The sequence below is a fragment of the Streptomonospora wellingtoniae genome (assembly GCF_031845375.1).
Lineage (GTDB): Bacteria > Actinomycetota > Actinomycetes > Streptosporangiales > Streptosporangiaceae > Streptomonospora > Streptomonospora wellingtoniae.
The window spans coordinates 99,747-122,142 of sequence record NZ_JAVREK010000015.1 but is presented as its reverse complement, the minus strand read 5'-3'; the positions used below and the strand labels follow the sequence as shown (position 1 = coordinate 122,142).

The window sequence follows — 22,396 nt, the reverse complement described above, 5'->3', positions numbered from 1 at the left end:
TCGGCGGCGCCCGCGAGCCCGCCCCTGTTGCCTCCGGGGCGCGGAGCTGCTCCGCTAGCGTCGGAGGAGCAGTACAGCATCCAGCACACGGCCGACACCGAGGACAGGGGTCCCATGAGCGCCCGACGCGGCGAAGCCCGCCCCCAGGAAGCTCGCCAGCAGTCCATCGCCGAGTTCGTCGCCAAGCAGGGGTCCGCGACGGCGGTCGAGCTGGCCGAGCTGACCGGCGTCAGTGTTATGACGGTGCACCGCGACCTCGACGAGCTGGCACGGCGGGGCCTGCTGCGCAAGTTCCGCGGCGGGGTATCGGCCCAGCCGTCCACCGTCTTCGAAAGCGACGCCGAGTACCGCCTGAACGCGCGCATCGACCAGAAGCGCGCCATCGCAGCCCGCGCCGTGGAGCTCGTCGAGCCGGGCGGCTCGGTCATGCTGGACGACTCCACCACCGCACTGCAGCTCGCGACACTGCTGGAGCCGCTCGCGCCGCTGACCGTGGTCACCAACTACCGCCGCACCATCGACGAGGTGTGCGCCATGAAGGACGTCCGGCTCATAGCGCTGGGCGGCGACTACTTCCGCACCCACGACTCCTTCAACGGCCTGCCGTGCACCGAGGCCATCGCCTCGGTCAGCGTCGACACCGCGTTCCTCAGCACCTCGGCCATGACGGCGGCGATGACCTACCACCAGGAGCAGGAGATCGTCGTGGTCAAGCGGGCCATGCTCGCCGCGGCCGCCACCAAGGTGCTGCTCATGGACTCCAGCAAGATGCCGCGCACCGCTCTGCACCACCTGGCGCCGGTCGACTCCTACGACCGCGTGATCGTCGACGACGGCGTCGATCCCGCCCTCCTCGCCGAGCTGCGGGACCGCGTGGAGGTCGAGGTCGCAACGACGAATCACTAGTTAACGTCTTGCGTGTTAAATTCACGCAAGTTATGTTTCCTCGTGTGGCGAAGGTGAGACCCGGATCACGCGCGGAGCCGATACCGACGCAGGTCGCGGTGCCGCGCGGATGCGGGGACTCGGCTTGTGCTCGGGCCTCGGCCCGCACACCCGCACGCCGCCCCGCACCCGGCCCGCCCGCGGCCGGCGGTGCGTGGGGCGAGGCACCGCCAATCCGCCCGCACCGAGGGTGCGCTGGGACGCGCCGGACGACTCCGGACCTCCAGTTCCGCCCAGCGCGGCGGGCGGATCCCACCCCCTGCGAGGAGAGACCATGAAAGAGCCGGCGACGTCCCGTCAGCCGCAGCACCCGCCCGCCAGCCAGACCGACCCCGCATCGAGACCGCTGAGCGGCATCGAGCGGATCGGCATCCCCAAGCCGCTCTTCTGGGGATTCGTCGCCGTGCTGATCTACATGGTCGGCGACGGCGTCGAGATCAGCTACCTCACCGACTACCTTCAGCAGCCCGACGGCGGCGGCCTCGCCGGCGAGCAGGCGACCTTCGCCACCGTCACCGTCTACGGTGTCGCCGTCATGCTGGCGTCGTGGCTGTCGGGCACCCTCTCGGCGATCTGGGGCCCGCGCCGCGTGATCTGGCTGGGCGCCGCGTGGTGGGTCGTCTTCGAGGCGATCTTCCTGTTCGCCGCCATCCCCTCCCAGAACTTCGCGTTCATCGTGACCGTCTACGGCATCCGCGGCTTCGCCTATCCGCTCTTCGCCTTCGCCTTCCTGGTCTGGGCGCAGACCACCAGCCCCGAGCGCATGCGCGGCTCGGTCGCCGGCTGGTTCTGGTTCGCCTTCACCGGCGGCCTGCCCACGCTGGGCGCCGGAGTGGCGGCGCTCGCGATCGGGCCGCTGGGCTTCTCGCTCTACGACACGCTCGTCCTGTCGCTGGTGCTGGTCGCCGTCGGCGGCGTGCTGGGCTCCTTCGCCGTGCGCGAGCCCAACGGCCTCAAGCCCATCGCCGACGAGTCGGTCGCCGACCCCACCAGCTACCGCAGGCTGCTGGAGGGCGTCGACATCCTCTGGCGCGACCGCCGCACGCTGGCGGGCGGGCTGGTGCGCATCGTCAACACCGCGCCCCAGTACGGGTTCTTCGCGATGTTCCCGTTCACGCTCGGCAGCGCGGGCGGCAACGACGGCTTCCTCAGCCTGGCCCAGATCGCCACACTGACCGCGGCCGCCTACGGCTCCAACATCGCCGCCAACCTGTTCTTCGGCGTGTTCGGCGACTACTTCGGCTGGCGCCGCACCGTGACGTTCTTCGGCTGCCTGGGCTGCGCCGCTGCCACGCCCCTGTGGTACTTCACGGCGGTGGCCACCGAGAGCTTCGGGCTGACCATCGCGCTGGGCTGCGTCTACGGTGTGCTGCTGGCTGGGTTCGTCCCGCTATCGGCCCTGATGCCGTCGATGGTCCAGCACAAGGACAAGGGCGCGTCGCTGGCGATCCTGAACTTCGGTGCGGGCGGCGCCGCCTTCGTCGGCCCCATGGTGGTCACCCTGGCCTACCCGCTGGTCGGCGGCGGCGGTGTCGCGGTGATCTTCAGCTGCATGTACCTGGCGGTCGCCGTGCTGTCCACACGGCTCAAGGACCCCAGCGACCCGGGCGAGAAGCGGCTGGCCGCCGCCGCGACGGCCGAGGCGGCCTGACCCGGCTCGGCACCCGCGTGGGCCCGCCGGCGCACGTGCGCCGGCGGGCCCTCGCACGTGCGCGCGCCCCTGCGCGCGGGCCACCGGCCACATCACCGTCGATCTTGTAGCTATCGCAAACGGAAATCGTTTTCCTTCACGATAGCTACACGATCAACGGGCTCTACGCGTCCATCGCGTCCGCGGAGAGGCGGCAAGCGGTGGGAGCGGTCTGCATGGTGACGCCGCACCCTCGCCCCCTCAGATCCCGGTGAGCTCGTTGGCCGCCTCGGGCAGCGCGGCCTCCTTGCGCACCTTGCCGGAACCGAGGTCGACGGCGTAGAGCCGCTTCTCACCCGGGTCGGTCACGTAGGCGGTGCCGCCGCGCACGAACAGCGTCGGACGCGGCTCCTGCCACTCCAAGGGCTCCCGCCACTCGCCCAAGACCGGGAAGGAGTCGGTGACCTCGGCGGAGGCGGGGTCGATCACGTGGATCGCGCCGTCGGTTCCCAGCACCAGCGCCTCGCCGTCGGGGCCCCGGCCCAGGGACCGGAAGCTGTAGCTGGTGCCCAGGTCGACGAGCTCAAGCGTGTGCTCCGCGGTGTCCAGGATGGAAACCCGCTCGGGCCGCTCCAGCTCGGTTTCGGGGTCGGTCTTGTAGTCGCCCAGCACGTAGCGGGAGTCCTTGTGCCCGGCCTGGTTGCCGATGCGGCCGTAGTCGTCCGGGACGCCGATCTTGGCGAACCCGCCGTCGGAGTAGACCAGCGCCCCGTCCTCGCAGCCGAAGAGCAGCGCTCCGCCCCGTGCGGTCGCCTCGCCGTGCACGCCGGGGCACTTCCCGTTGCGGGCGGTCTCCTCTCCGCCGGCGCCGAGAATTCGGACGCCGGTCCGCTCCTCCTCGTTTCCCATGGTCGTCGCCAGCCCGCCGTCCTCCAGCGCGACCGCGACTCCGTGGTGGGGGTGCTCGGTGGTGCTGGTCTCGGCCTCGGGCAGCCCCTCCCCCAGCTCGCCGGGGTCGAAGACGGTCACCTCGCCGGTGCCGTCGGCGAACAGGACCGTCTTGCCGGCGTGGCGCACGACGTGTCCGGGCTCGGACGCCTCGAACACGGCGCCGGTCAGCTCGGCGCCTGCGGCGTCGAGGACGCGGAAGCCCGAGGACGTCGACACGAGCACGTGCCGACCGTCGCCCGCCGGGTTGAGCCGGTTGAACCCGTCCAGCGGGACGTCCTCGACGACCTCCAGCGTCGTGCCGTCGATCACGTAGACGCCGCCGTCGTAGGTGGCGGCGAGGGCGCCGTCCACCTTGGCGGCCGTGTCAGCGGCCTCCTCTGCGCCGCCGTCCGCGCCGCCGGACTGGCCGCACGCGGTCGCGGCCAGGCTGAGGGCCGCGACGGCAGCCGGCGCCGACAGCGCCGCGCCGGGTCGGCGCCGGCGCGGTCGTCCTCGTTCTTCTCGCATGGTTTCCTTCCGTTTCATCGAGGGGGCGGGGGCCGCTCGGGCCGCCCGTTCGTGCGGGGGGTGCGGGGGGTGCGGGGATCTCCGAGGGGCTCGGGGCGGAGCGGCTGCGGGCCGCTCAGCCGGAGAGGGCGTCGGCGATGTCGTCGGTGTTGCTGCGGGCCATCTGCAGGTAGGTCGCGGCTCCCCCGCCCTCGGCGGTCAGGGACTCCGAGTGCAGTGGCACCACCTCGACGTCGACCCCGGCCTCCTCGGCCATCACCCGGGCGAGGCGGTCGGGTTCGGAGGCGTCGGCGAAGACCGCGGGGACGCCGGCCTCGCGGACGGCGTCGGCCAGGGACTTCAGGTCGGAGCTGCTCGGCGAGGCCAGCGTGGTGCCGCTGGGGATCACCGCGCCGACGACCTCGAAGCCGTAGCGCTGGGCCAGGTAGCCGAAGACATGGTGATCGGTGACGAGCTTGCGCCGCTCCGGCGGTATCGCGGCGAAGCGCTCCTCGGCCCGCGCGTGCAGCCGGTCCACCCGTCGGCGGTAGTCCTCGGCGTTGGCGCGCACCGCCTCGGCGTCGACGCCGTCGACGCTTTCCGCGACCTCGCCGGCGATGAGTCCGGCGGCCCGTTCCACGCGGACCGGGTCGGTCCAGAAGTGCGGGTCGGGCTCACCGGCGGTGTCCCCGCCGGAGAAGTCGATCGGGTCGACGCCCTCGGCGACGGCGAGGGCGGGGGCGCCCGACTCCTCGGCCGCCTCGACGTTGCGCAGCACGCCCTCCTCCAGGCCGAGGCCGTTGTAGACGACCAGTTCGGCGTCCTGGAGTTCGGCGGCCTGCCGGGCGGAGACGCCGAAGGAGTGCGGGTCGGCGTTGGGGCCCATCAGCACGGTGACCTCGGCTTGGTCGCCGACGACGTTGCGCACGACGTCGCCGAGGATGTTGGTGGTGACGACGATCCCGGAGCGCTCCGCACCGAGTGCCGAGCACCCCGACAGCGCAGCCGGTGCGAGCACGAGCAGCACCGCCCACAGGACGGCGCCCGCGCGCCGGACGGAGCGGCGGGGCCGTCGCCGCCGCCGGTCGCCTGCGGGCGCCGGGAGCGGGGACCGCGGCTTCGCGGGCATCGCGCTCACCACCCCGTCTCCACCATCAGGTCGGGGCTGAACTCGAGTTCGAAGGTGCGGGCCAGGCGCAGGTCGTCGTTGTAGTCGACCTCGTAGACGGCGTCGGCCGCGGGGTCGTTGACGTAGGCGCGGCCGGTGTCGATCGTGAGGGCCGGCGCCGGGGAGGCGCCCGCGGTCTCTGCGTCCATGAGGCGGTTGCGCGCGGTCCGCTCGCCGGTCGCGGAGTCGTAGGCGCTCAGCCGCCCGTCCTCGCCCAGGACCAGGACCGGCATCTGCTCGCCCGCCGCGCTCACTGCCGCGGCGGGGCCGGCGTCGAGCAGGCTCCACTCCCCCGCTCCGACGTCGAGCACCCATACGCCGTCGCCGCCCGCCGCCCCGGCGAGCACCGGGGCTTGCGGGCGGTGATGGAACGAGCGGACGGGTCCGGCCCCCTCGTCGGGGTAGGGGATCTTCTCGGCCTCCAGGGAGGCGCCCTCGCCGGTCACCACCAGGGCGCCGTCGGAGCAGCCGACGACCGCGCCGCGCCGGGTCACCGCCTGGCCGCGCGGGTCGGGGCAGTCCTCGGCGATGCCGGCCGAGGCGGACTCCCCGGAACGGCCGAAGACGCGCACGGCGCCGTCCTCGCCGACCACCACCAGCCGCCTTCCGTAGGGCAGGGCGGTCGCGCCGTCGAGCCCTGCGGCGGTGCGGGCGACCTCGCCGTCCTCCAGGGCCGCACGGTCGAGGATGCGGATCCCCGCCTCGGAGGCGAGGGCGCTGACGGCCGTGTCCGCCGCGGCGCGCAGACCGCCGCCGGCGGCGACCTCGCCGAGGACTGCGGGCTCGGACGTGTAGTAGTGCACGTGGTCGCCGTGGTCGACGGTCCAGGCGCCGCTGTCGAGGACGGTGGCCGCGCCGCCGGAGGAGAAGTAGGCGAAGCGGCCGTCGGTCGCGGCCACCTCTGCTCCCGCCGCCTCGCCGGCCTTGCCGACCCCGGCGGCCTTCTCGGTGGCGGGGTCGACCGTGTGCAGGGAGCCGGCCGAGGTGTCGGCCAGGACCAGCCGCCGCTGGGGCTCCGCAGCCTCCTGGGCGCCTTCGACGCGGCCGTGCGGGGCGGACGGCGCGGACTCCCCGCCGCCGGACGGCTCGGCCGCGCCCGCGCCGCATCCCGCGGCCATCAGCCCGCCGGCGGCCAGGGTCAGGGCCGCTCTGAATCTGCTTCCCATCATCGTGTGAACTCGTACTCCTGTTCGGGGGCGGTCGGGTGTCCTGTCGTGCCGGGGGGCGGTTCAGAGGGGGGCGGCGCGGCACCGGGGCGCAGGTCGCGCACGCGCGCCGCCAGAGCCGAGAGGAAGAACACGACCACGGCGGTCGCCGCGACGGTCGCGCCGGCCGCGGTTCCCAGGTGCCAGGAGACGAGCAGGCCGGCGAAGGTCGCCGTCGATCCGATGAGGGCGGCGCCGAGCATGACCACGGGGATCCGCCGGGCCCACAGCGCCATCGCCGCGGGGGGCGCGATCAGCAGTCCGAAGACCAGCAGGGTGCCCACGACGTGGAAGGACGCCACGATCGCGAGGGTGACCAGGCCGAGCATCGCCGCGTGGGCCGCGCGCGGGCCCAGGCCCAGCGTCCGGGCCTTGCGGGGGTCGAAGGCCAGGGCGACGAACGCGCGGTGGCCGAGCAGGGACACCGCCGCGGCGGCGGCCGCCGCCAGGGCGAGCACGAGGAGGTCGCGGGGGCGCACGGCCAGCACGTCGCCGAAGAGGAACCCGGTGAGGTCGACCGCGAAGGACTGCGAGTAGGACACGATGATCACGCCCAGCGAGAGCATTCCGACGAACAGCAGCCCGATGCCGGTGTCCTGGGAGATCCGGGACCAGCGGGTCACGGCGGCGACGCCCAGGGCCATCGCGGCGGCGCTGGCCGCGGCGCCGAGGAACAGGCTGCCGCCCAGCAGCGACGCCAGCGCCACCCCGGGCAGCATGCCGTGCGCCATCGCGTCGCCGAGGAACGCCATGCCGCGCAGCACCACCCAGGTCCCGGCGAGAGCGCAGGCGCTCGCGACCAGGAGTCCCGCCAGCAGGGCCCGCGCGACGAAGGCCACCGCGAACGGTTCGGTCAACCAGTCCATGCGATGACCGTACAATGAAAATGATTATCAATGTCAATATGGAGGCAATGTGCAGCACAGCACACACACCGCCGTCGCGCTGCACACGGTCAGCGCGGCCTACGGCCCTGCGACCGTCCTTCGCGAGGTGACCGCGGCCGTGCCGGCGCACCGGGTGACAGCACTGCTGGGAGCCAACGGGTCGGGCAAGTCGACGCTGCTGGGAGTCGTCGCGGGGGTGCACGCCCCCGCCGCAGGCGCGGTCGAGCGGTTCCACACCGAGCGGCCGGCTCTGGTGGTCCAGCACAGCGCGGTCCCCGACTCCCTACCGGTGACCGTGCGGGAGGCCGTGGCCATGGGGCGGTGGGCGCACCGGGGCCTGTGGCGGCGGCTCACCGCAGCGGACCGGGCGATCGTCTCGGAGTGCATGGAGCGCCTGGACGTCGCCGACCTGGCCGCGCGCCCGCTGGGCTCCCTCTCGGGCGGCCAGCGGCAGCGCACACTGCTCGCCCAGGGGCTGGCGCAGCGCTCCGACCTGCTGCTCCTAGACGAGCCCGGCACCGGCCTGGACGCGGCGACCCAGGAGGCGATACCCGCCATCCTGGAGGACCTGTGCGCCGAGGGAGTGACCGTCGTCCACGCCACGCACGACCCGCAGGCCGCGCGCAGGGCACACCACCACCTCCGGCTGCGCGGGGGCCGCCTGGCCGCAGCGGATACCGACGCGGCCGCGTAGGAGGGCGCCACGACCCGAATGTAACGTTTTCTGTCGATTGAAGAGCGACTCCATCCAGGAAGCGCACTGTGAAGCGCTCCTGGGAACGGATTCCGGGCGGCGGCGCCGACTACCCTGCCTCGGCCGCCGGCGGCGCCTGCCGTGTGGTGCCGGTGCTGGCGGCGGTGACGCGGAAGACCGGGTAGAGGGGGGCAACGCGCGCGAACTCCTCCGGCGGCGCGTCCATCGAGACGGGCAGGTGCACGCGGGCGTTGGGCGCCCGCCGCAGGTAGGCCCGCAGCACAGGAGCGCGCTCGCCGGGCGCGACCTCCTCAAGGCGCACCTCCTCGCGGCGGCCGTGGCGCAGCGCCGCGGCACCGCCCGCCGCCCGGACGTTGCGCACCCAGTTCGACCCCTCGCCGAGCATCGACACCAGGTGGCGCTCGCCGCCGACGACGGCCATCACGAGCGGCGTCGCGATGGTCCGGCCGGTGCTCCGGCCGGGTACCTCCAGCACGACCAGGCGGTCGGGGGCGATTCCGCGCGCGTAGAGCGCGGCGGTCCACCCGTCGATGGTGCGCGCCGCCCGGTTGGGCCGCCCGCCGCGGTAGAACCACCTCTTCAGACTCGCCGCCATACCCGCCTCCTCGTCGTAGAACACTGTACATGTACTTAGTACAACGAGAACGTTAGACTGTACGCTGTACGATCGTCAATCGATGGCTCAGCGCAAGCGCACGGACGCAGCGGACAGGGCGACGCTCACCCCTCGGGCGGTCGCCGAGGGAGCGCTCGCGCTCGCCGATACGGCGGGCCTGGAGGCCGTCACGATCCGCCGGCTGGCCCAGGAGCTCGGCGTCACGCCCATGGCGCTGTACTGGCACTTCCGAAGCAAGGACGAACTGCTGGACGGCATGGCCGACCGGCTGCACGAGATGGTCGACGCGCAGGCGCGGCGGCCCGCCGGGGAGTGGCAGGCGCGGCTGCGGGCGCTGCTGGAGTCCATGGTCGCCGTACTGCGCACCCGCCCCCGCGCCGCTCCCCTCGTGGCGGCCCGCAGAACCACCTCCGAGAGCGGCCTGCGCACCACCGAGGCGATGCTCGACGCCCTCAGGGAAGCGGGGTTTGCGCCCACCGAGGCGACGCAGGTCGCCCGGCACGCGTTGAGCACGGTCACCGACCTCGTCGTCCGGGCGCGCGAGGGGGCCGCACCGGCCGAGCCCGGCGAGGCGGACGAGCGCCGGCGGGTCCGCGGCTTCCTCGAGTCGCTGCCGCCTGCACGCTACCCGCGCCTGGTGGAGGCCGCCGCACCGTTGAGCGCGTGCGACGACCCGGACTCCCACTACGCCTTCGGCCTCGACCTGCTCATGTCGGGTGTCGAGGAGATGGCGGCACGGCGCGGCGGACGGGTCAAAGGCGCGTAGGAAAGCCCCTCCGCAGCCGGGAGGCGGCGCCGGCGGGCGCCGCTCGGCGCGGGCGGGCTCCGGGTGCGGGGGGCTCCGCGGGACCGGCACCGGCGGCCGGGCCGGTCAGCTGCGCCGGGAGGCCGCGGCTGCGGCCGGGCGGAGCAGCCGCTTGGTGGAATGGCGGAACGCCCACACGACCACCACCGCGACCAGGCCCGTCAGCGGAAAGCCCATGAGGGTGTCGGCGAGCGCCAGCGCGCTCGTGGCGTCGGCGCGGTAGAGCCACTCTTGTACCCCGAACCGGGCGGCGCACATGAGCGTCACCGCGAGCGTGGCGGTGTCGTGCGCGAGCAGCGCCGGCCCGTCCTTGCGCCAGGCGTGCGTACCCCCGTGCACCGCGTTCCAGATCACCCCGGTCAGCGGGCGGCGCAGGAGGAGCGAGGCGAGCGCGGCCGCGCCGATCGCCAGCGCGGCCCAGATCCCGATCAGGAAGAAGTCGTTGGCCGACCCGGTCAGCGCGGAGACGCCCCCGGCCGTCACCACGCCGATCAGCCCGCCCGACGCGGAGCCGAGCGTCGCGCCGCGCCGGAGCTGAACCACGGCGATGCCCAGGGCGACGGCGACCGCGATCCCGATGGAGACGGGCAGCGAGGCGACGGCGACGGCCGTCGCGAAGACCACGGTCGGCACCGCCGAGGCCATGATCCCCCATGGACCGCCCATGGCGTCCAGCGCCGCCTGCTTCGCGTCGGCGGGCTCCTCGGTCCCGGCACGCTCACCGGGGCGGTCGCGGGTGCCGCCCCGGTCGGCGGCGGCCGGCCCCGCCGGCGGGGCCGCGTCGGTGCGCTCCGGCGACGCGAACGGGTCCTCGGCTGCGGTCGGTCCAGAAAGTGCCATGTCGTTCCCCTCGTCTGTGTTCGGTCCGGGTTCGGACGGACGGCCTGCCGCGCTGTCTTCCACCGATTCCATCGGCTGCGGCGCCCGCCCGGCAGTGCGCCCGCGTCACGACTCGCCCATGACGTTCGCGAGGCCCAACCCATGACGCGGCGTCACATGCGGCACCGCGGGACGGTGCTTGGCGCGCTCTATCCGTTCGGGCAAGTGCTTGCCAAAAAGGCAAGCACTTGCCATAGTCGCAAGAGACAGTCGAGGCGAGGAGGGGTTATGGATCTTGGGCAGGCGCGCGAGGCGTTGGAGCGGGCCGAGGCGCTGGGCGCCGAGATGGGGCGGGAGCGCCGCAAGGGCCGGTGGATCAGCGCCTGCCTGGCCGCGCTCGGCGCGGTGGCGGCCGCCGCCACGGCGGCGCTGGGGTTCGTGCCGAACGGCCTGGCGGTGATGCCCGTCGCCCTGACCGCCGTGGTCGCCTGCGCGATGGCCTTGAGCTGGTCAGCCGTGCGCGCGGTGGTACCGCGCCACTACCAGCTCCTGTGCTTCTCGCTGGGCCCGGTCGCGGGGGCCGCGTGCGCCGTGACGGTGCCGCTCGGTTTCACGGTCTTCCGCGGCGAACCGCTCTGGTGGATCGCGGGCGCCCTGCTGACCGGGCTGCCCTTCCTGGTGGCGGCGTTCGCGAACCTGCGGGCGACCGGTCCGCGCGCCGCGGGCCGCATCGGGGCGGAAGGCGCGCGGTGACACACCCGCGGAAGTCGCTCGACGACGTGGTGCACTCGCCGGTGCGGTTCTCGGTCATGGCGGCGCTGGCCGCGGTGGACCAGGCGGGTTTCCAATCGGTGCGCACGACGGTCGAGATCAGCGAGTCGGCGCTGTCGAAGCAGGTCTCCGTGTTGGAATCCGCGGGCTACGTGGCGGTGCACAAGGTCTTCGTCGGCAAGCGGCCGCGCACCTACCTGGCGCTGACGCAGGAGGGCCGCGACGCCTTCCAGCACCACCTGGAGGCGCTGCGGGCCATTGTCGACGGCCCGCCGGCCTCGGGCTGAGCACCGCGGCGGGACGGCTCGGCCCCAGCGGCGCCCGGCACAGCCCCGTTGATCTTGTAGCTATCGTCACTGGAAATCGTTTTCCTTCACGATAGCTACAAGATCGTCGGGGTTCGGGGCCGGGGGAAGCGGTTGGCCCCCGCCCGCGCCGACGGGGCGGGCCGGACGCTGGCGGACCACGGAGAGGTCAGGAGGAGGCGGCGGCCGCCTTCTCGGTGCTGCCCGCGGCCTGCCAGATCCGCAGCAGCCGCGCGAGGAGCCAGAGCAGCGCTGCCGCAGCGCAGGCGCCGATTCCCAGCGCCCACGCGCCGTAGTTCACGGCGATCATCGGCAGCAGGGCGGTGATCAGGCCGCCGCCGAGGAACGGGCTCAAGAACGGCGCGCGCAGCGCGTAGGCGCGGGCGGCGTCGGTCTTGAGGTCGGGATCGGCGGTGCGCAGCAGCATCAGGCCGACCGACGAGACGGCGGTGAGCGTGCCGAAGTTGACGATGGCGTGCTCGAACCAGGACTCGCGGAACATCCGGGGGCCCGCCCAGTAGAAGTAGCCGACCGCGACGGCGGCCGCCACGAGCATCAGCAGCGCCAGCGGAACGATGTTGGCCAGCACCACCGGGATCGACACCGACGCCACGGCCGCGACCACGAGCAGGTCCAGTGCGGCGCCCTGGATGGCGCGCAGGCTGCCCGGATCCACCGCCTCGGCCAGCCGCGTGCGGCCGATCACCGCCTGCACGAGCGCACCGCCGATCATCGCCAGCGGGAACAGCGGCATACCGGGCACCGCCAGCTCCAGCGCCGACTGGAGGACCCACCCGATGAACACCGCCACCGCGATCAGCGCGCCGTGGAAGGCCAGCCCGTTGACGAGGTCCTTGTTCAGGGTGACCGTGCCCAGATCGGGGCGCTGGCCGCCGCCGAGCAGGTCGGGGGCGTCGGATGCGCCGGCGGCGTGGGGGACGTCGCCGCGCCGCGCCCCGATGTTGATCAGCACCATGCCCATGACGATGCCGAAGATGAGGCCGACGGTCGCTGCGGCCAGCGCGAGCGCGCCGCCGTCGGCCCAGCCGAGGTCGGTGTAGACCGGCGCCATGCCCCCGGCGGTTCCGTGGCCGCCCGGCCAGCCGATCTCGACGATCGTGCCGAACATGGCGTCCACGTTCCATAGCGGCATCAGCAGTGCCGCGCACACCAGCATGGGCACGCCGATCATCAGCAGGTCGCCGATGTAGCCGAACAGCAGCTGCGGCGCGATCAGCCGGTAGCTCTGCTTCACGTTCGGCATCCGCACACCGATGAGCATCGGCGCGAACACGACGGTGATCAGGATTCCCGGCAGCGCCGACCAGGTGGCGGTCATGCCTTCGGGGAACAGGCCCGCGCCGTAGGGGCCGAGCGCGGCGCCGAGCAGTCCGCCGATCAGCGCGGCCGGGATGAAGAGCTTGCGCAGCGGTGTGAACAGCAGCCGCAGCAGGACTCCCGCCAGGATGAGCAGGCCCAGCACGGTGAGGGCGAACAGCAGAGTCGTCGCGGTGTCGCCGGCGACTTCGTCGGTGGGGAACATGGCGCTCCTTGGGTGACCGGTGGGGGGCGGGCGGCGTCCGCGCCCCGGCGGCGGAGGCGCGCCGGGGCTGCGCCGGCGGCGGGGCGCGCCCGTGCCTGTGGGGCTAGAAACGTGCCGCCGTGAAGGGGGACAGGCTCTCCGGGCGCGCCCCCGTGCGCACCCAGAACGCCAGCGCTTCGGCCACCGCGGGCGCGATGGCGAAGCCGTGCCCGGTCCAGCCGGTGCCCACCAGGGCGTTGGCCGTTCCCGGGACGCGGTCGATGACGGGGATCTCGTCGGCGCTGCACGACTCGGGCCGCGCCGCGTCGGCGAGCTCGACCCGGGCGTCGGCCAGGTCGGCGTAGACCTCAGCGGCGGTGCGCAGGTTGCCCTGCACGTTGGCGTCCACGGCCTCGCCGCGGCCGAGTTCGGCGTTCCACCGGCCGCGCCAGCCGCCGCTGACCATGACGCCGCCGTCGGGCAGCGGCTTGAGCGAGAGCGAGCGGTGGTCGTGGCCGATGAGGTGGCGCATGGGCGGCTTGGCCGGGGGCTGGACGCGCAGGGCCTGCGGCAGGATTCGCCAGACCGGCAGGGTCACGCCGAAGTGGTCGCGCAGCAGGTCGGGGGCTCCGGCGTTGTTGAGAACCAGCAGCGCCCGGCCGATCTCGTGGCGGCGCCCGTCCGCGGTGGTGACCGCGGCGGCGCGCCCGCCGGAGACCTCGACGCCGGTGACGGGGCTGTGCTCCCGGATCACGGCGCCGCGCGCCCGCGCCGCCGCCGCGAAGGCCGCGGTCGTGGCGCCGTGGTCGGCGGTGCCGTCGAAGGGGCAGTACAGGGCCCCGCGTATCGCCTCGCCCAGGTCGGGCTCCAGTTCGAGGACGCGGTCCCGGGCGAGGACCTCGGTGGGTACGCCGTTGCGGTTCTGCACCTCGGCGTGCGCCCGTGCGGCGACCAGACCGCCCTTGGTACCCGTCGTCTCCTGCTCGATGAGGTTGAGCCCGCCCGTGCGCTCGTAGCCTGTGTCCGCGCCCAGTCGCTCGGAAAGCGTCGGCCAGAGGCGGTAGGCGGACCGCATGAGCGGCAGTTCGCGCAGGTCGCGCCGGTTGCCCCGCACACCGCGCCGACCGAAGCCGCCGGAGGCTCCGGAGGCGATCCCGTCGGCTTCGAGGAGGAGCACGTCCTCCCCGGCGTCGGCGAGCATCCAGGCTGCGGCGCACCCGTGGATGCCGCCGCCGATGATCACGAACTGGGGTTTCGTCACAGCTGAGTCCTTGCCGAGAGATCTGCTTCACAGGAAGAGTAGTGTTCACTTCATGTTGGGATCAATAGTGACATGAAAACTTCATCAACCGAGGACGGCGGGTTCCGCGCACGCGTCACGGCGCGGCTGGACTCGCTGTCCCCGCGCGAACGCGCCGTCACCGACTTCGTGCTCAACCGGCCCGCCGAGGCGGTGACCGCCTCCGCCCAGCGGCTGGCAGCGCTGACGGGGACCAGCGACGCGACGGTGGTGCGCACCGCGCGCTCACTCGGATTCAGCGGGCTGCGCGAGCTCAAGCGCTCGGTCCTGGAGATGCTCACGGCGCGCCGCGACCCCGCCATGGTGCTGGACCAGCGGCTGGAGGGACTGGGCGGCGCACCAGTGCTGGACCGGGTGATAGCCGACAGCGCCGACCTGCTGCGACGGCTGCCCGAGGTGCTCGACACCCGGGCCTTCGCCGCCGCCGTCGACCTGATCGGCGGGGCGGCGCGGACCGTCTGCTACGGCATCGGCCCGGCGTCGTCGACCGCGCACTACCTGGCGATCGAGCTGGGCCGGCTGGGACGGCGCGGCACCGCCGTCGAGACCTCCGGGTTCCGGCTGGCCGACGACCTGCTGGGCATCGGCGCCGACGACGTGGTCGTCGTGGTGGCCCCGCTGCGCCTCTTCCGCGAGATCGAGGCGCTCTTGGGCCACTGCGCGGAGGTGGGCGCGCCCGTCGTGGTGATCACCGAGGCACTCGGCGACGAACTGCGCGAGCGCGTGGACGCCGTGCTGTCCACTCCACCGTCCACCGCCGGCGCGGCCGACGAGAACTTCGCGGGGCGGTTGGTGGTCCACGCCCTGGTCATGGATCTCGCGGCACGCGACCGCTCGGGCTCGGTCGCGGCGCGCCAGCGACTGAACCGGCTGCGCGAGGAGATCGCGGGAACCGACATCGACGCCGACGTCGCTCCCTCGGGCACCGAGCACGGCCCGCCGGAGCGCGAGGGCGGGAACGGCGGGGAGGACGGGCCGCCCTGACGGGCGCCGTCGTCGGCCAGGGCGGCCCGGGGGTCCCGGGCCGCAGCCGGCGGGGCACGGCACCCCGCGCCCGGTCGGCGGCGAGCGGCGGGGCGGCGGAAGGGGGCCGTCCTGGACGAAGTGGTCGTAGGACCGCCCGGCTGACCGGCCGTCCCTCACTCCTCCGTCTCGAAGACCACGGTCCCGGCGCCGCCGTCGATCGTGATCAGGTCCCCGGTGGAGATCGTCTGCGTGGCGCCGCGCAGGCAGATCACGGCCGGCATGCCGTACTCGCGGGCCACCGTGGGCCCGTGCGCCACCGCCGAGCCGGTCTCGGTGACCAGGCCGCCGGCCGTCATGAACAGCGGCGTCCAGCCCGGGTCGGTGGTCGGGGCGACCAGGATCTCCCCCGGCTCGATCCGGGCGCCCGCCGGGTCGAAGACGACTCGCGCGCGCCCCGTGGCCCGGCCCGCCGCGGCCGGGGAGCCGACGAGGGTCGCGTCGGAGGCGGGCAGCGGCGGGGCCAGCGCCTCGACGTCGGTGCCGTCCGACAGCATCGCGGCCGGGACGTACCGGCGGCGCAGCTCGCGCGTGTAGAAGGCCTTCTGCTCGGCGACGCGGTCGCGCTGGTCGACGCCGCGTTCGGCGGCGGCGCGGGCCCGGTCGAGATCGAGGAACACGATGTCCTCGGCGGCGTCGAGCAGACCGCGGTCGGCCAGCTCCGCTCCGGCGAGCAGGAGCTGCCGCCGCATCTCGGCGTAGGGGATCAGCCAGGCGAACTTTGTCAGCTCCCGCATGCCCACCAGCTCGCGGGTGCGGCGCATCAGGAACGCGGCGACGCGTCCGCGCACCGGCCGGGCGCGGACGGCGCGCCGCGACAGGTCGGCGACGGCGGCCTCGGCGCGGGCCGCGGCGCGCTCGAAGCGCCGCGGAGGGGCCTGCTCGGGATCGTCCAGGCGCAGGTAGTTCGCGATGGTCGCGAACAGCGGCGCGGGATCCTCCGCCCAACGCGGCACGCCGAGGTCGATCTCGGCGCCGGCGCGGTGGCCGTAGCGGCTCAGGAACTCTTGCAGTCCGATGTCGGGCAGCGTCCCCGCGTGGTAGCGCGCGGCCAGTTCCGCCGGGTCGGTTCCGGTGAGCAGGTCGCGGTGTTCGGCGGCGCCCTCGGCCAGCCGCCACAGCTCCAGGTCCATCTCGGTGGTGACGTTGTGCGGCGCGCCGGGCAGCACCTCGGCGGCCTCCTCGGGCGTGGCGACGCCCTTCAGCAGCGCCGGGAATGCCATGGGCAGGAACACACCGACCATCGTCGGCATGGTGACCCGGGCGATCTCGGGACCGAAGACCGCCGAGAACCCGTCCTCGCGGAGGTAGCGCAGCCGCTCGGCGGCGTCGGCCTCGGCGCCGGGGCCCCGGTGGCGGCGGAGTTCCGCGATGGCCGCGCGGGCCCGGACGCGGGCCGCTTCCGGGCGGGCGAGGACGTCGGCGCAGGCGAGCAGCGACGGCGGTCCGTACTTCAGCGCCATCCGGAGCAGCGGAAGCACGGGGAACCCTCCGGGGGCCGGGGCGCCGGTGAAGCGCGGGTCCTGCACCATGAGCCGCACGGCTGCCTGCACCCGCGGACCGTAGACCTGCATGCTCTCGGCCAGGCCGGGGCGGATGCGCGGACTGCGCATCAGGCCGGTGACGTCGACGAAGAGGCGGCCGCCGATCGCGGCCACGTCGAAGTAGTCCCGGACGCCGTCGTCCAGGCGGGCGGCGGCGTACATGCGCTCGACGGCCTCTTCGAGCAGGGACATGCCGGCGGGGGTGAACGGCCGGACCATGCCCTGGATGTTGCCGATCTCCAGGTAGAAGCGCGGCTCGGGGCGCCGGGGCTCGGCCGGGAGCGGGAAGAGCGCGGTGATCGGCCGCGACTGGAGCAACCAGAGGACGCCGTCGCGGTCGTAGGCCCACTCGGCGTCCTGCGGTGCGCCGAGGCCGTGCTGCAGCCGGTCGCCGGCCGCGTGCAGCTCCGCGAGCTGGGAGGGCGAGAGGCAGCCGTCGTCGGGGCCCTCGGGGCGGGCGCCGGCGTCGAGGACGTAGTGGTCGGGGATGACGCTGCCGTCGACCACCGCCGTTCCCAGGCCGTGGGCCGCGTCGACGACGGTGCGCGAGCGGCTGCCGGTCGTCGGGTCGGCCGTGAACAGCACGCCGGCGGTCTGCGCGTCGACCATGCGCTGGACGACCACGGCCATGCGCGCCTCGGTCCCGGGCGGCAGGTTCGCCTCCCGATAGGCGCGGGCCCGGCCGGTGTCCAGCGACTCCCAGCAGCGGCGCACCGCCTCGACCAGAGCGCCTCCGCCCTCCACGTTCAGGAAGGTCTCCTGCTGGCCGGCGAAGCTGGCCTCGGGCAGGTCCTCGGCGGTGGCGCTGGACCGCACGGCCACAGGCCCGCCCCCGATCTCGCGGTAGGCCGCCAGCAGCTCGTCCTCGGGGACCTCCCCCGCCGCGTAAGAATCGGTGGTCAGGCAGAACCCCAAAGGCACGCGCTCGCCCAGGGCGAGCATCGCGCCGAGCCCGGCGGCCTTGCCCCCGACGGAGTCCTCCATGCCCGCCGCAATGGCGTCCAGCCTCACCACGTCCATAGCGCACTCCTCCTCGCGGCGCCGAAGAGCCCGCAGTGGGGCGGCTCAGACCGTCGGCGTCCTGCCGCCATGGTGCCGCCGCGCGCTGCGGCATACCAGGGCTGCAGCGGCATGCGGCCGTCAGAGTGCCGTTAAGGAACCCGCGGGATCCCCGCCGCCGCCCCGGGACCCGCTCGGCTACCGCGTCCGGCGCCGCCGTCTCGGCGCGGCGTAGCGGCGCCCGCGCCGTTGATCTTGTAGCTATCGTCACTGGAAACCGTTTTCCTTCACGATAGCTACAAGATCGACGGGGGTTGGGCCCCGGTGTGGGGCTTGCCACAGCCGCGCGTGACGCCTAGCATTCCGCCCGGCGGTGAATCGATTCGACGGCTCTGTTCGATCGTTCATCGAATCGATTCGAACGACAGCGAGGAGGCGGGGAGCCGGTGGCCACCATCAAGGACGTCGCCCAGGCGGCGGGGGTCGCGCCCAGCACGGTGTCCTATGTGCTGAGCGGCTCCCGCAAGATCTCGGCCGAAACCCGCGCTGCCGTGCAGGCCGCCGTCGACGAGCTCGGCTACCACCCCAACGCCGGGGCGCGGTCGCTGCGCAGCACCCGAACCGACGTCCTCGCGCTCGCGCTGCCGCTGTCGGGGACCGGGTACCTGCCGGTCGGCGGGCGCTTCATGTACGGGCTGAGCGAGGCCGCGGGCAAGCACGGCTACCTGGTGCTGCTGGTGACGCCGCCGGGCTCGGGCGACGCCGGCGCGGGTCTGGAACGCGCCGCGCGCAGCCGGTTCGCCGACGCCGCCGTGCTGATGGGCGTCGAGATGGAGGATCCGCGCGTGGCGGCCATGCGCGCGCTGGACTTCCCCGTCGCGCTGATCGGCCACCCTGCCGACGAGTCCGCCGCCCCCTGGACCGACCTCGACTGGGAGGAGTCCGCGCTGGCCTCCGTGCGCGCCCTGCGCGACGCCGGCCACCGCCGCGTGCTGTACCTGGCCACGGTCGAGGAGGACGTCGGCACCGGGCGCACCTACTCCGTGCGCGGAATCCGCGGCGCCGCGCGCGCCGCGGCGGAGCTGGCCGCGCACGTCGACGTCTGCCACTCCAGCGGCGACCCCGCGGAGCTGTACCGCCGGCTCGACGCCCGCTTCGACTCCGCGGACCCGCCGACGGCGCTGGCCGTCCAGCACCCCGCGGCGATCCCCGGCATCCTGCGGCACCTGGCGGCGCGCGGCGTCCAGGTGCCCCGCGACGTGTCGCTCGTGGCCGTCGGCAGCTTCCCCGAAGACCTCGGCGGCCTCGACGTCACCCGCATCGAACTTCCCGTCGCCGAGATGTCGGCCGCCGTGACCCGGCTGGCCGCCGAGGCGGTCGAGGCGGCCGGCGACCCCGGCCGCGCCGGCGGCGACTCCGCCCCGCACCGGCTCATCCCGCCGCGGATGATCCGGGGGTCGACGGTGGCTCCGGCTCCCTGACCCCCGGCCGCGCCTCCGGGCGCCCCGCCGTCCCGTTCCCCGACCAGGAATCCGCCACCCCTCGCGGGCCCCAGTGCCCGCCCTACGGAGACCCCCATGAGAGACCGCCTACTGCGGCCGCCGCGCGGCGTACCCGCGGCGGCCGCCGCGCTGGCCCTGCTGTGCGCCGGATGCGCCGCGGAGCCCGACCCGGACGTGTACACGATCATGAACTCCAGCACCGACGAGCCTTACCACAGCTGGGACGACGAGGTGATGAAGGAGTGCGGCGAGCGCGCGGGCGTGCAGGTGCGCCAGCTGAGCGTGCCCGCCGACCAGCTCGTGCCCAAGGCACTGCGCATGGCGTCGTCGCACTCGCTGCCCGACGTGCTCGTACTCGACGGCTCGGACATGCCCCAGTTCGCCTCCGCGGGCGGCCTGGTGCCGCTGGCCGAACTGGGCATGCCGCCCGGCGAGTTGTCGGACGGCGCCCGTTCCTTCGGCAGCTACGACGGCACCTACTACGGCGCCGCCCGGTCCGTGAACTCGCTGGGGCTGTTCTACAACAAGGACATCCTGGAGGAGGAGGGCGTCGAACCTCCGCAGACCTGGGAGGAACTGCGCGCGTCGGCGGAGCGGCTCACCGAGGGAGACCGCTACGGGCTGGCGATCAGCGCGCTGTCCACCGAGGACGGCGTCTACCAGTTCCTGCCGTGGCTGTGGTCCAACGGCGGCGACGAGCGCCGGCTGGACTCGCCGGAGTCGGTGGAGGCGCTGGAGTTCGTCGTCTCGCTGATCGAGGACGGCTCGGCGTCGCGCTCGGCGGTGAACTGGACCCAGGCCGACGTCAACGACCAGTTCATCGCGGGCAACGCCGCCATGATGGTCAACGGCCCCTGGCAGCAGCCCGTGCTGGCCGAGCACCCCGACCTCGACTGGGGCGTCGTGGAGGTCCCGGTGCCCGAGGAGGGCGCCGAGCCGGTCGCACCCATCGGCGGTACGACCTTCACCGTGCCGGTCGACGTCGAGCACCCCGGGCGCGAGAAGACCGCCGGCCGGCTGGTGGAGTGCCTGACCGAGCCGCAGGCCCAGCTGGAGTGGTCGACCAAGGCCAGCAACGTCCCCGTGAACCCGCAGGCGGCCGAGCGGTACCGCGAGGAGGTGCCGGAGCTGGCGGCGTTCGCCGACCAGGTCGAGACGGCGCGCAGCCGGACCGAGCACGTCGGCACCGACTGGAACGTCTACTCCCAGGCCATCGGCACCGCCCTGCAGGCCGCGCTGACCGGTGAGGCGACCCCCGAGCAGGCCATGTCGCGGGCGCAGTCGCAGGTGCGGCAGGAACTGAGGAGCCGGCGATGACGACTACCCTCTCCGACTCCGCGAAGTCCCCCGGCCCGGGCGCCCGGGAGCGCTCCCCAGGCGCGCACGGACGCGCATCCGCACGGCGCCGCCGCATCGCCTCCCAGTGGCTGTTCGTCGCGCCGGCCGTGCTCTACATGCTGGTGTTCTTCAGCTACCCGCTGGTGCGCAACGTGGTGATGAGCTTCCAGAGCTACACCCCGCGCACCTATTTCACTGGGGAAGCGCCGTTCACCGGCCTGGACAACTGGCGCGCGGTCCTCAGCGACGAGCTGTTCGCCTCCTCCCTCTGGCACACACTGCTGTTCACGGCCGGGTCGCTGCTCGGCCAGTTCACGATCGGCATGGCCCTGGCGCTGTTCTTCTCGCGGCGCTTCCCGCTGTCGGGCGTGATGCGCTCGCTGCTCCTGCTTCCGTGGCTGATCCCGATGGTGGTCGCCGGCACCCTCTGGCGCCGCGTGCTCGACCAGGAGACCGGGGTGCTCAACGAGGCGCTGCAGGGCCTTCAGCTCACCGACTCGGCGATCCCCTGGCTGAGCAGCCCCGACTTCGCACTGCTGTCGGTCGTGCTGGTCAACATTTGGATCGGGGTCCCCTTCAACATGGTCATCCTCTACGGCGGGCTGCAGGAGATCCCCAAGGAGATCCGCGAGGCGGCGGTACTGGACGGCGCGGGCTTCTTCCGCCGGTTCTTCGGCGTGACGCTGCCGATGCTGCGGCCGGTGGTCACCGTGGTGCTGGTGCTGGGCTTCATGTCCACCGTCAAGATCCTCGACCTGATCCTGGCGCTGACCAACGGCGGCCCGGCCAACGCCACCGAGACGCTGGGCACCCACACCTACCAGCTGTCGTTCCTGGAGCTCGACTTCGGCCAGGGCGCCGTAGTCGGCAACGTACTCATCCTGATCAGCATGGTCTTCGCTGTGATCTACCTGCGGGCCAACCGCGAGGGGGTGGCGCAATGAGCAGCACCGCGAGCAGCGCCCGGCGCCCGGGCGCGCGCCTGACGCGCGCCAAGCGCCGGGACTACGCCGGCACGGCCCTGGGCGTGCTGGTCCTGGCCGTCCTGCTGTTCCCGCTGTACTGGATGGTCAACATCGCCCTGCAGCCCGCCGCGGCGCTCTCGGAGGTGCGATGGCTGCCCCAGACGCTGGACCTGAGCAACTTCCGGCGCGCTTGGGACTCCCAGGCCGGCAACCTGCTCACCAGCATCCTGGTGGCGCTGGGGGCCGTGGCGGTGTGCCTGGCGCTGGCCGCGCCGGCCGCCTACGCGCTGGCCCGGTTCCGGCTGCGCGGGGCGCGCCCCGTGGTATTCGGCACGCTGATCACCCAGATGGTGCCGGGCATCGTCGTGGCCAACGCGCTCTACAACGCCTATGTGGAGCTCGACCTGGTCAACTCCTACCTGGGCCTGATCCTGGCCGACGCGTCGCTGGGGCTGCCCTTCACCATCATCCTGCTGCGCGCGTTCATGGTCGCCATCCCCGAGGAGGTGCTGGAGGCCGGGATGGTCGACGGCGCCGGCCGGTGGCGGGTGATGCTCGGCATCGCGCTGCCGATGAGCCGCAACGCGCTGATCACCGGCGGGCTGTTCACCTTCCTCTTCGCCTGGAGCGACTTCCTCTTCGCGCTGACCCTCAACACCACCGACGCGGTCAAGCCGGTGACGCTGGGCATCTACGAGTACCTCGGCGCGCACGTGGGCGACTGGGGCGCGGTGATGGCGGTGGCGACGCTGTCGTCCGTCCCCGCGGCGATCCTGCTGGTCATCGCCCAGCGCTACGTGGCGGCGGGGATCTCGGGGGGTTCGATCAAGTGAGGCCCCCGCGGCCCCGGTCGCAGAGGGCGCCGCCGCGCCGCTCCGGCGGCGCCCGCTGGCCCCGCCG

20 protein-coding genes are annotated in these 22,396 nt (G+C 73.6%); 11 read left to right on the top strand and 9 right to left on the bottom strand.

Going from position 1 to position 22,396, the window contains the following annotated elements:
* Nucleotides 1–114: 114 nt before the first annotated feature.
* Entirely contained in the window at nucleotides 115–906 is a 792-nt protein-coding gene (locus RM446_RS15320) for a DeoR/GlpR family DNA-binding transcription regulator (protein ID WP_311545970.1), read from the top strand.
* A gap of 313 nt (nucleotides 907–1,219) precedes the next feature.
* The gene (locus tag RM446_RS15315; RefSeq protein ID WP_311545969.1) at nucleotides 1,220–2,596 is read left to right on the top strand and encodes an MFS transporter; all 1,377 of its coding nucleotides are present in this window, start codon (nucleotides 1,220–1,222) and stop codon (nucleotides 2,594–2,596) included.
* A 240-nt stretch (nucleotides 2,597–2,836) separates the two neighbouring features.
* Here the strand turns inward: RM446_RS15315 and aztD are convergent, their stop codons facing one another.
* The 4 genes from aztD to aztB all read right to left on the bottom strand — a co-directional run bounded on the left by aztD (nucleotide 2,837) and on the right by aztB (nucleotide 7,251).
* Complete coding sequence (gene aztD / locus RM446_RS15310; protein ID WP_311545968.1) at nucleotides 2,837–4,033, bottom strand: zinc metallochaperone AztD; 1,197 nt, start codon at nucleotides 4,031–4,033, stop codon at nucleotides 2,837–2,839.
* A 115-nt stretch (nucleotides 4,034–4,148) separates the two neighbouring features.
* On the bottom strand, nucleotides 4,149–5,141 hold the full coding sequence (aztC, locus tag RM446_RS15305; RefSeq protein WP_311545967.1) for a zinc ABC transporter substrate-binding protein AztC: 993 nt from the start codon (nucleotides 5,139–5,141) through the stop codon (nucleotides 4,149–4,151).
* A 5-nt stretch (nucleotides 5,142–5,146) separates the two neighbouring features.
* Nucleotides 5,147–6,349, bottom strand: a complete 1,203-nt coding sequence (locus RM446_RS15300; RefSeq protein ID WP_311545966.1) for a hypothetical protein — start codon at nucleotides 6,347–6,349, stop codon at nucleotides 5,147–5,149.
* The gene (aztB, locus tag RM446_RS15295; protein ID WP_311545965.1) at nucleotides 6,346–7,251 is read right to left on the bottom strand and encodes a zinc ABC transporter permease AztB; all 906 of its coding nucleotides are present in this window, start codon (nucleotides 7,249–7,251) and stop codon (nucleotides 6,346–6,348) included. Before aztB ends, RM446_RS15300 begins: the two co-directional genes overlap by 4 nt.
* 49 nt (nucleotides 7,252–7,300) lie before the next feature.
* On the opposite strand from aztB, the gene aztA reads away from it, so the two are divergent.
* On the top strand, nucleotides 7,301–7,966 hold the full coding sequence (aztA, locus tag RM446_RS15290) for a zinc ABC transporter ATP-binding protein AztA (protein ID WP_398695247.1): 666 nt from the start codon (nucleotides 7,301–7,303) through the stop codon (nucleotides 7,964–7,966).
* A 109-nt stretch (nucleotides 7,967–8,075) separates the two neighbouring features.
* Here aztA and RM446_RS15285 read toward each other — a convergent pair whose 3' ends face one another.
* Nucleotides 8,076–8,582 carry a nitroreductase/quinone reductase family protein gene (locus tag RM446_RS15285; RefSeq protein WP_311545964.1) on the bottom strand — a complete coding sequence of 169 codons (507 nt, stop codon included), beginning with the start codon at nucleotides 8,580–8,582 and terminating at the stop codon, nucleotides 8,076–8,078.
* 82 nt (nucleotides 8,583–8,664) lie between these two features.
* Between RM446_RS15285 and RM446_RS15280 the strand changes: the two genes are divergently transcribed.
* The gene (locus tag RM446_RS15280; RefSeq protein WP_311545963.1) at nucleotides 8,665–9,369 is read left to right on the top strand and encodes a TetR/AcrR family transcriptional regulator C-terminal domain-containing protein; all 705 of its coding nucleotides are present in this window, start codon (nucleotides 8,665–8,667) and stop codon (nucleotides 9,367–9,369) included.
* A gap of 105 nt (nucleotides 9,370–9,474) precedes the next feature.
* On the opposite strand, the gene RM446_RS15275 is transcribed toward RM446_RS15280, so the two are convergent.
* On the bottom strand, nucleotides 9,475–10,248 hold the full coding sequence (locus RM446_RS15275; protein ID WP_311545962.1) for a DUF3159 domain-containing protein: 774 nt from the start codon (nucleotides 10,246–10,248) through the stop codon (nucleotides 9,475–9,477).
* Between the two features lie 267 nt (nucleotides 10,249–10,515).
* Between RM446_RS15275 and RM446_RS15270 the strand changes: the two genes are divergently transcribed.
* A complete protein-coding gene (locus RM446_RS15270; RefSeq protein WP_311545961.1) occupies nucleotides 10,516–10,980 on the top strand; it encodes a hypothetical protein in 465 nt (154 codons plus the stop codon).
* Nucleotides 10,977–11,285, top strand: a complete 309-nt coding sequence (locus tag RM446_RS15265) for a winged helix-turn-helix domain-containing protein (RefSeq protein WP_311545960.1) — start codon at nucleotides 10,977–10,979, stop codon at nucleotides 11,283–11,285. Before RM446_RS15270 ends, RM446_RS15265 begins: the two co-directional genes overlap by 4 nt.
* Nucleotides 11,286–11,472: 187 nt before the next feature.
* On the opposite strand, the gene RM446_RS15260 is transcribed toward RM446_RS15265, so the two are convergent.
* Both RM446_RS15260 and RM446_RS15255 read right to left on the bottom strand, forming a co-directional pair.
* Complete coding sequence (locus tag RM446_RS15260) at nucleotides 11,473–12,846, bottom strand: sodium/glutamate symporter (RefSeq protein WP_311545959.1); 1,374 nt, start codon at nucleotides 12,844–12,846, stop codon at nucleotides 11,473–11,475.
* Nucleotides 12,847–12,949: 103 nt separating this feature from the next.
* On the bottom strand, nucleotides 12,950–14,086 hold the full coding sequence (locus RM446_RS15255; protein WP_311545958.1) for an NAD(P)/FAD-dependent oxidoreductase: 1,137 nt from the start codon (nucleotides 14,084–14,086) through the stop codon (nucleotides 12,950–12,952).
* Nucleotides 14,087–14,158: 72 nt separating this feature from the next.
* Here RM446_RS15255 and RM446_RS15250 point away from each other — a divergent pair, with 72 nt between their 5' ends.
* On the top strand, nucleotides 14,159–15,109 hold the full coding sequence (locus RM446_RS15250) for a MurR/RpiR family transcriptional regulator (protein ID WP_311545957.1): 951 nt from the start codon (nucleotides 14,159–14,161) through the stop codon (nucleotides 15,107–15,109).
* 155 nt (nucleotides 15,110–15,264) lie between these two features.
* On the opposite strand, the gene RM446_RS15245 is transcribed toward RM446_RS15250, so the two are convergent.
* Complete coding sequence (locus RM446_RS15245) at nucleotides 15,265–17,712, bottom strand: PEP/pyruvate-binding domain-containing protein (RefSeq protein WP_311545956.1); 2,448 nt, start codon at nucleotides 17,710–17,712, stop codon at nucleotides 15,265–15,267.
* 425 nt (nucleotides 17,713–18,137) lie between these two features.
* On the opposite strand from RM446_RS15245, the gene RM446_RS15240 reads away from it, so the two are divergent.
* From RM446_RS15240 to RM446_RS15225, 4 genes are all read left to right on the top strand, one after another.
* Nucleotides 18,138–19,172, top strand: coding sequence for a LacI family DNA-binding transcriptional regulator (locus tag RM446_RS15240; protein WP_311545955.1), 1,035 nt, complete (start codon nucleotides 18,138–18,140; stop codon nucleotides 19,170–19,172).
* A 96-nt stretch (nucleotides 19,173–19,268) separates the two neighbouring features.
* Nucleotides 19,269–20,510, top strand: a complete 1,242-nt coding sequence (locus RM446_RS15235) for a sugar ABC transporter substrate-binding protein (RefSeq protein ID WP_311545954.1) — start codon at nucleotides 19,269–19,271, stop codon at nucleotides 20,508–20,510.
* Nucleotides 20,507–21,475 (top strand): carbohydrate ABC transporter permease, encoded by a 969-nt coding sequence (locus tag RM446_RS15230; RefSeq protein ID WP_311545953.1) that lies wholly within the window; start codon nucleotides 20,507–20,509, stop codon nucleotides 21,473–21,475. Before RM446_RS15235 ends, RM446_RS15230 begins: the two co-directional genes overlap by 4 nt.
* Entirely contained in the window at nucleotides 21,472–22,329 is an 858-nt protein-coding gene (locus RM446_RS15225) for a carbohydrate ABC transporter permease (protein WP_311545952.1), read from the top strand. Before RM446_RS15230 ends, RM446_RS15225 begins: the two co-directional genes overlap by 4 nt.
* Nucleotides 22,330–22,396: the final 67 nt, after the last annotated feature.

What these genes read in the sequence shown, in the direction of transcription:
- RM446_RS15315 (WP_311545969.1), top strand. Translation starts at nt 1,220, where the DNA reads ATGAAAGAGCCGGCGACGTCCCGTCAGCCGCAGCACCCGCCCGCCAGC.
- RM446_RS15280 (WP_311545963.1), top strand. Translation starts at nt 8,665, where the DNA reads ATGGCTCAGCGCAAGCGCACGGACGCAGCGGACAGGGCGACGCTCACC.
- RM446_RS15235 (WP_311545954.1), top strand. Translation starts at nt 19,269, where the DNA reads ATGAGAGACCGCCTACTGCGGCCGCCGCGCGGCGTACCCGCGGCGGCC.
- RM446_RS15250 (WP_311545957.1), top strand. Translation starts at nt 14,159, where the DNA reads ATGAAAACTTCATCAACCGAGGACGGCGGGTTCCGCGCACGCGTCACG.
- RM446_RS15230 (WP_311545953.1), top strand. Translation starts at nt 20,507, where the DNA reads ATGACGACTACCCTCTCCGACTCCGCGAAGTCCCCCGGCCCGGGCGCC.
- aztC (WP_311545967.1), bottom strand. Translation starts at nt 5,141, where the DNA reads ATGCCCGCGAAGCCGCGGTCCCCGCTCCCGGCGCCCGCAGGCGACCGG.
- RM446_RS15260 (WP_311545959.1), bottom strand. Translation starts at nt 12,846, where the DNA reads ATGTTCCCCACCGACGAAGTCGCCGGCGACACCGCGACGACTCTGCTG.
- RM446_RS15285 (WP_311545964.1), bottom strand. Translation starts at nt 8,582, where the DNA reads ATGGCGGCGAGTCTGAAGAGGTGGTTCTACCGCGGCGGGCGGCCCAAC.
- RM446_RS15320 (WP_311545970.1), top strand. Translation starts at nt 115, where the DNA reads ATGAGCGCCCGACGCGGCGAAGCCCGCCCCCAGGAAGCTCGCCAGCAG.
- RM446_RS15270 (WP_311545961.1), top strand. Translation starts at nt 10,516, where the DNA reads ATGGATCTTGGGCAGGCGCGCGAGGCGTTGGAGCGGGCCGAGGCGCTG.
- aztD (WP_311545968.1), bottom strand. Translation starts at nt 4,033, where the DNA reads ATGCGAGAAGAACGAGGACGACCGCGCCGGCGCCGACCCGGCGCGGCG.
- RM446_RS15225 (WP_311545952.1), top strand. Translation starts at nt 21,472, where the DNA reads ATGAGCAGCACCGCGAGCAGCGCCCGGCGCCCGGGCGCGCGCCTGACG.
- RM446_RS15300 (WP_311545966.1), bottom strand. Translation starts at nt 6,349, where the DNA reads ATGATGGGAAGCAGATTCAGAGCGGCCCTGACCCTGGCCGCCGGCGGG.
- RM446_RS15245 (WP_311545956.1), bottom strand. Translation starts at nt 17,712, where the DNA reads ATGGACGTGGTGAGGCTGGACGCCATTGCGGCGGGCATGGAGGACTCC.
- RM446_RS15275 (WP_311545962.1), bottom strand. Translation starts at nt 10,248, where the DNA reads ATGGCACTTTCTGGACCGACCGCAGCCGAGGACCCGTTCGCGTCGCCG.
- aztB (WP_311545965.1), bottom strand. Translation starts at nt 7,251, where the DNA reads ATGGACTGGTTGACCGAACCGTTCGCGGTGGCCTTCGTCGCGCGGGCC.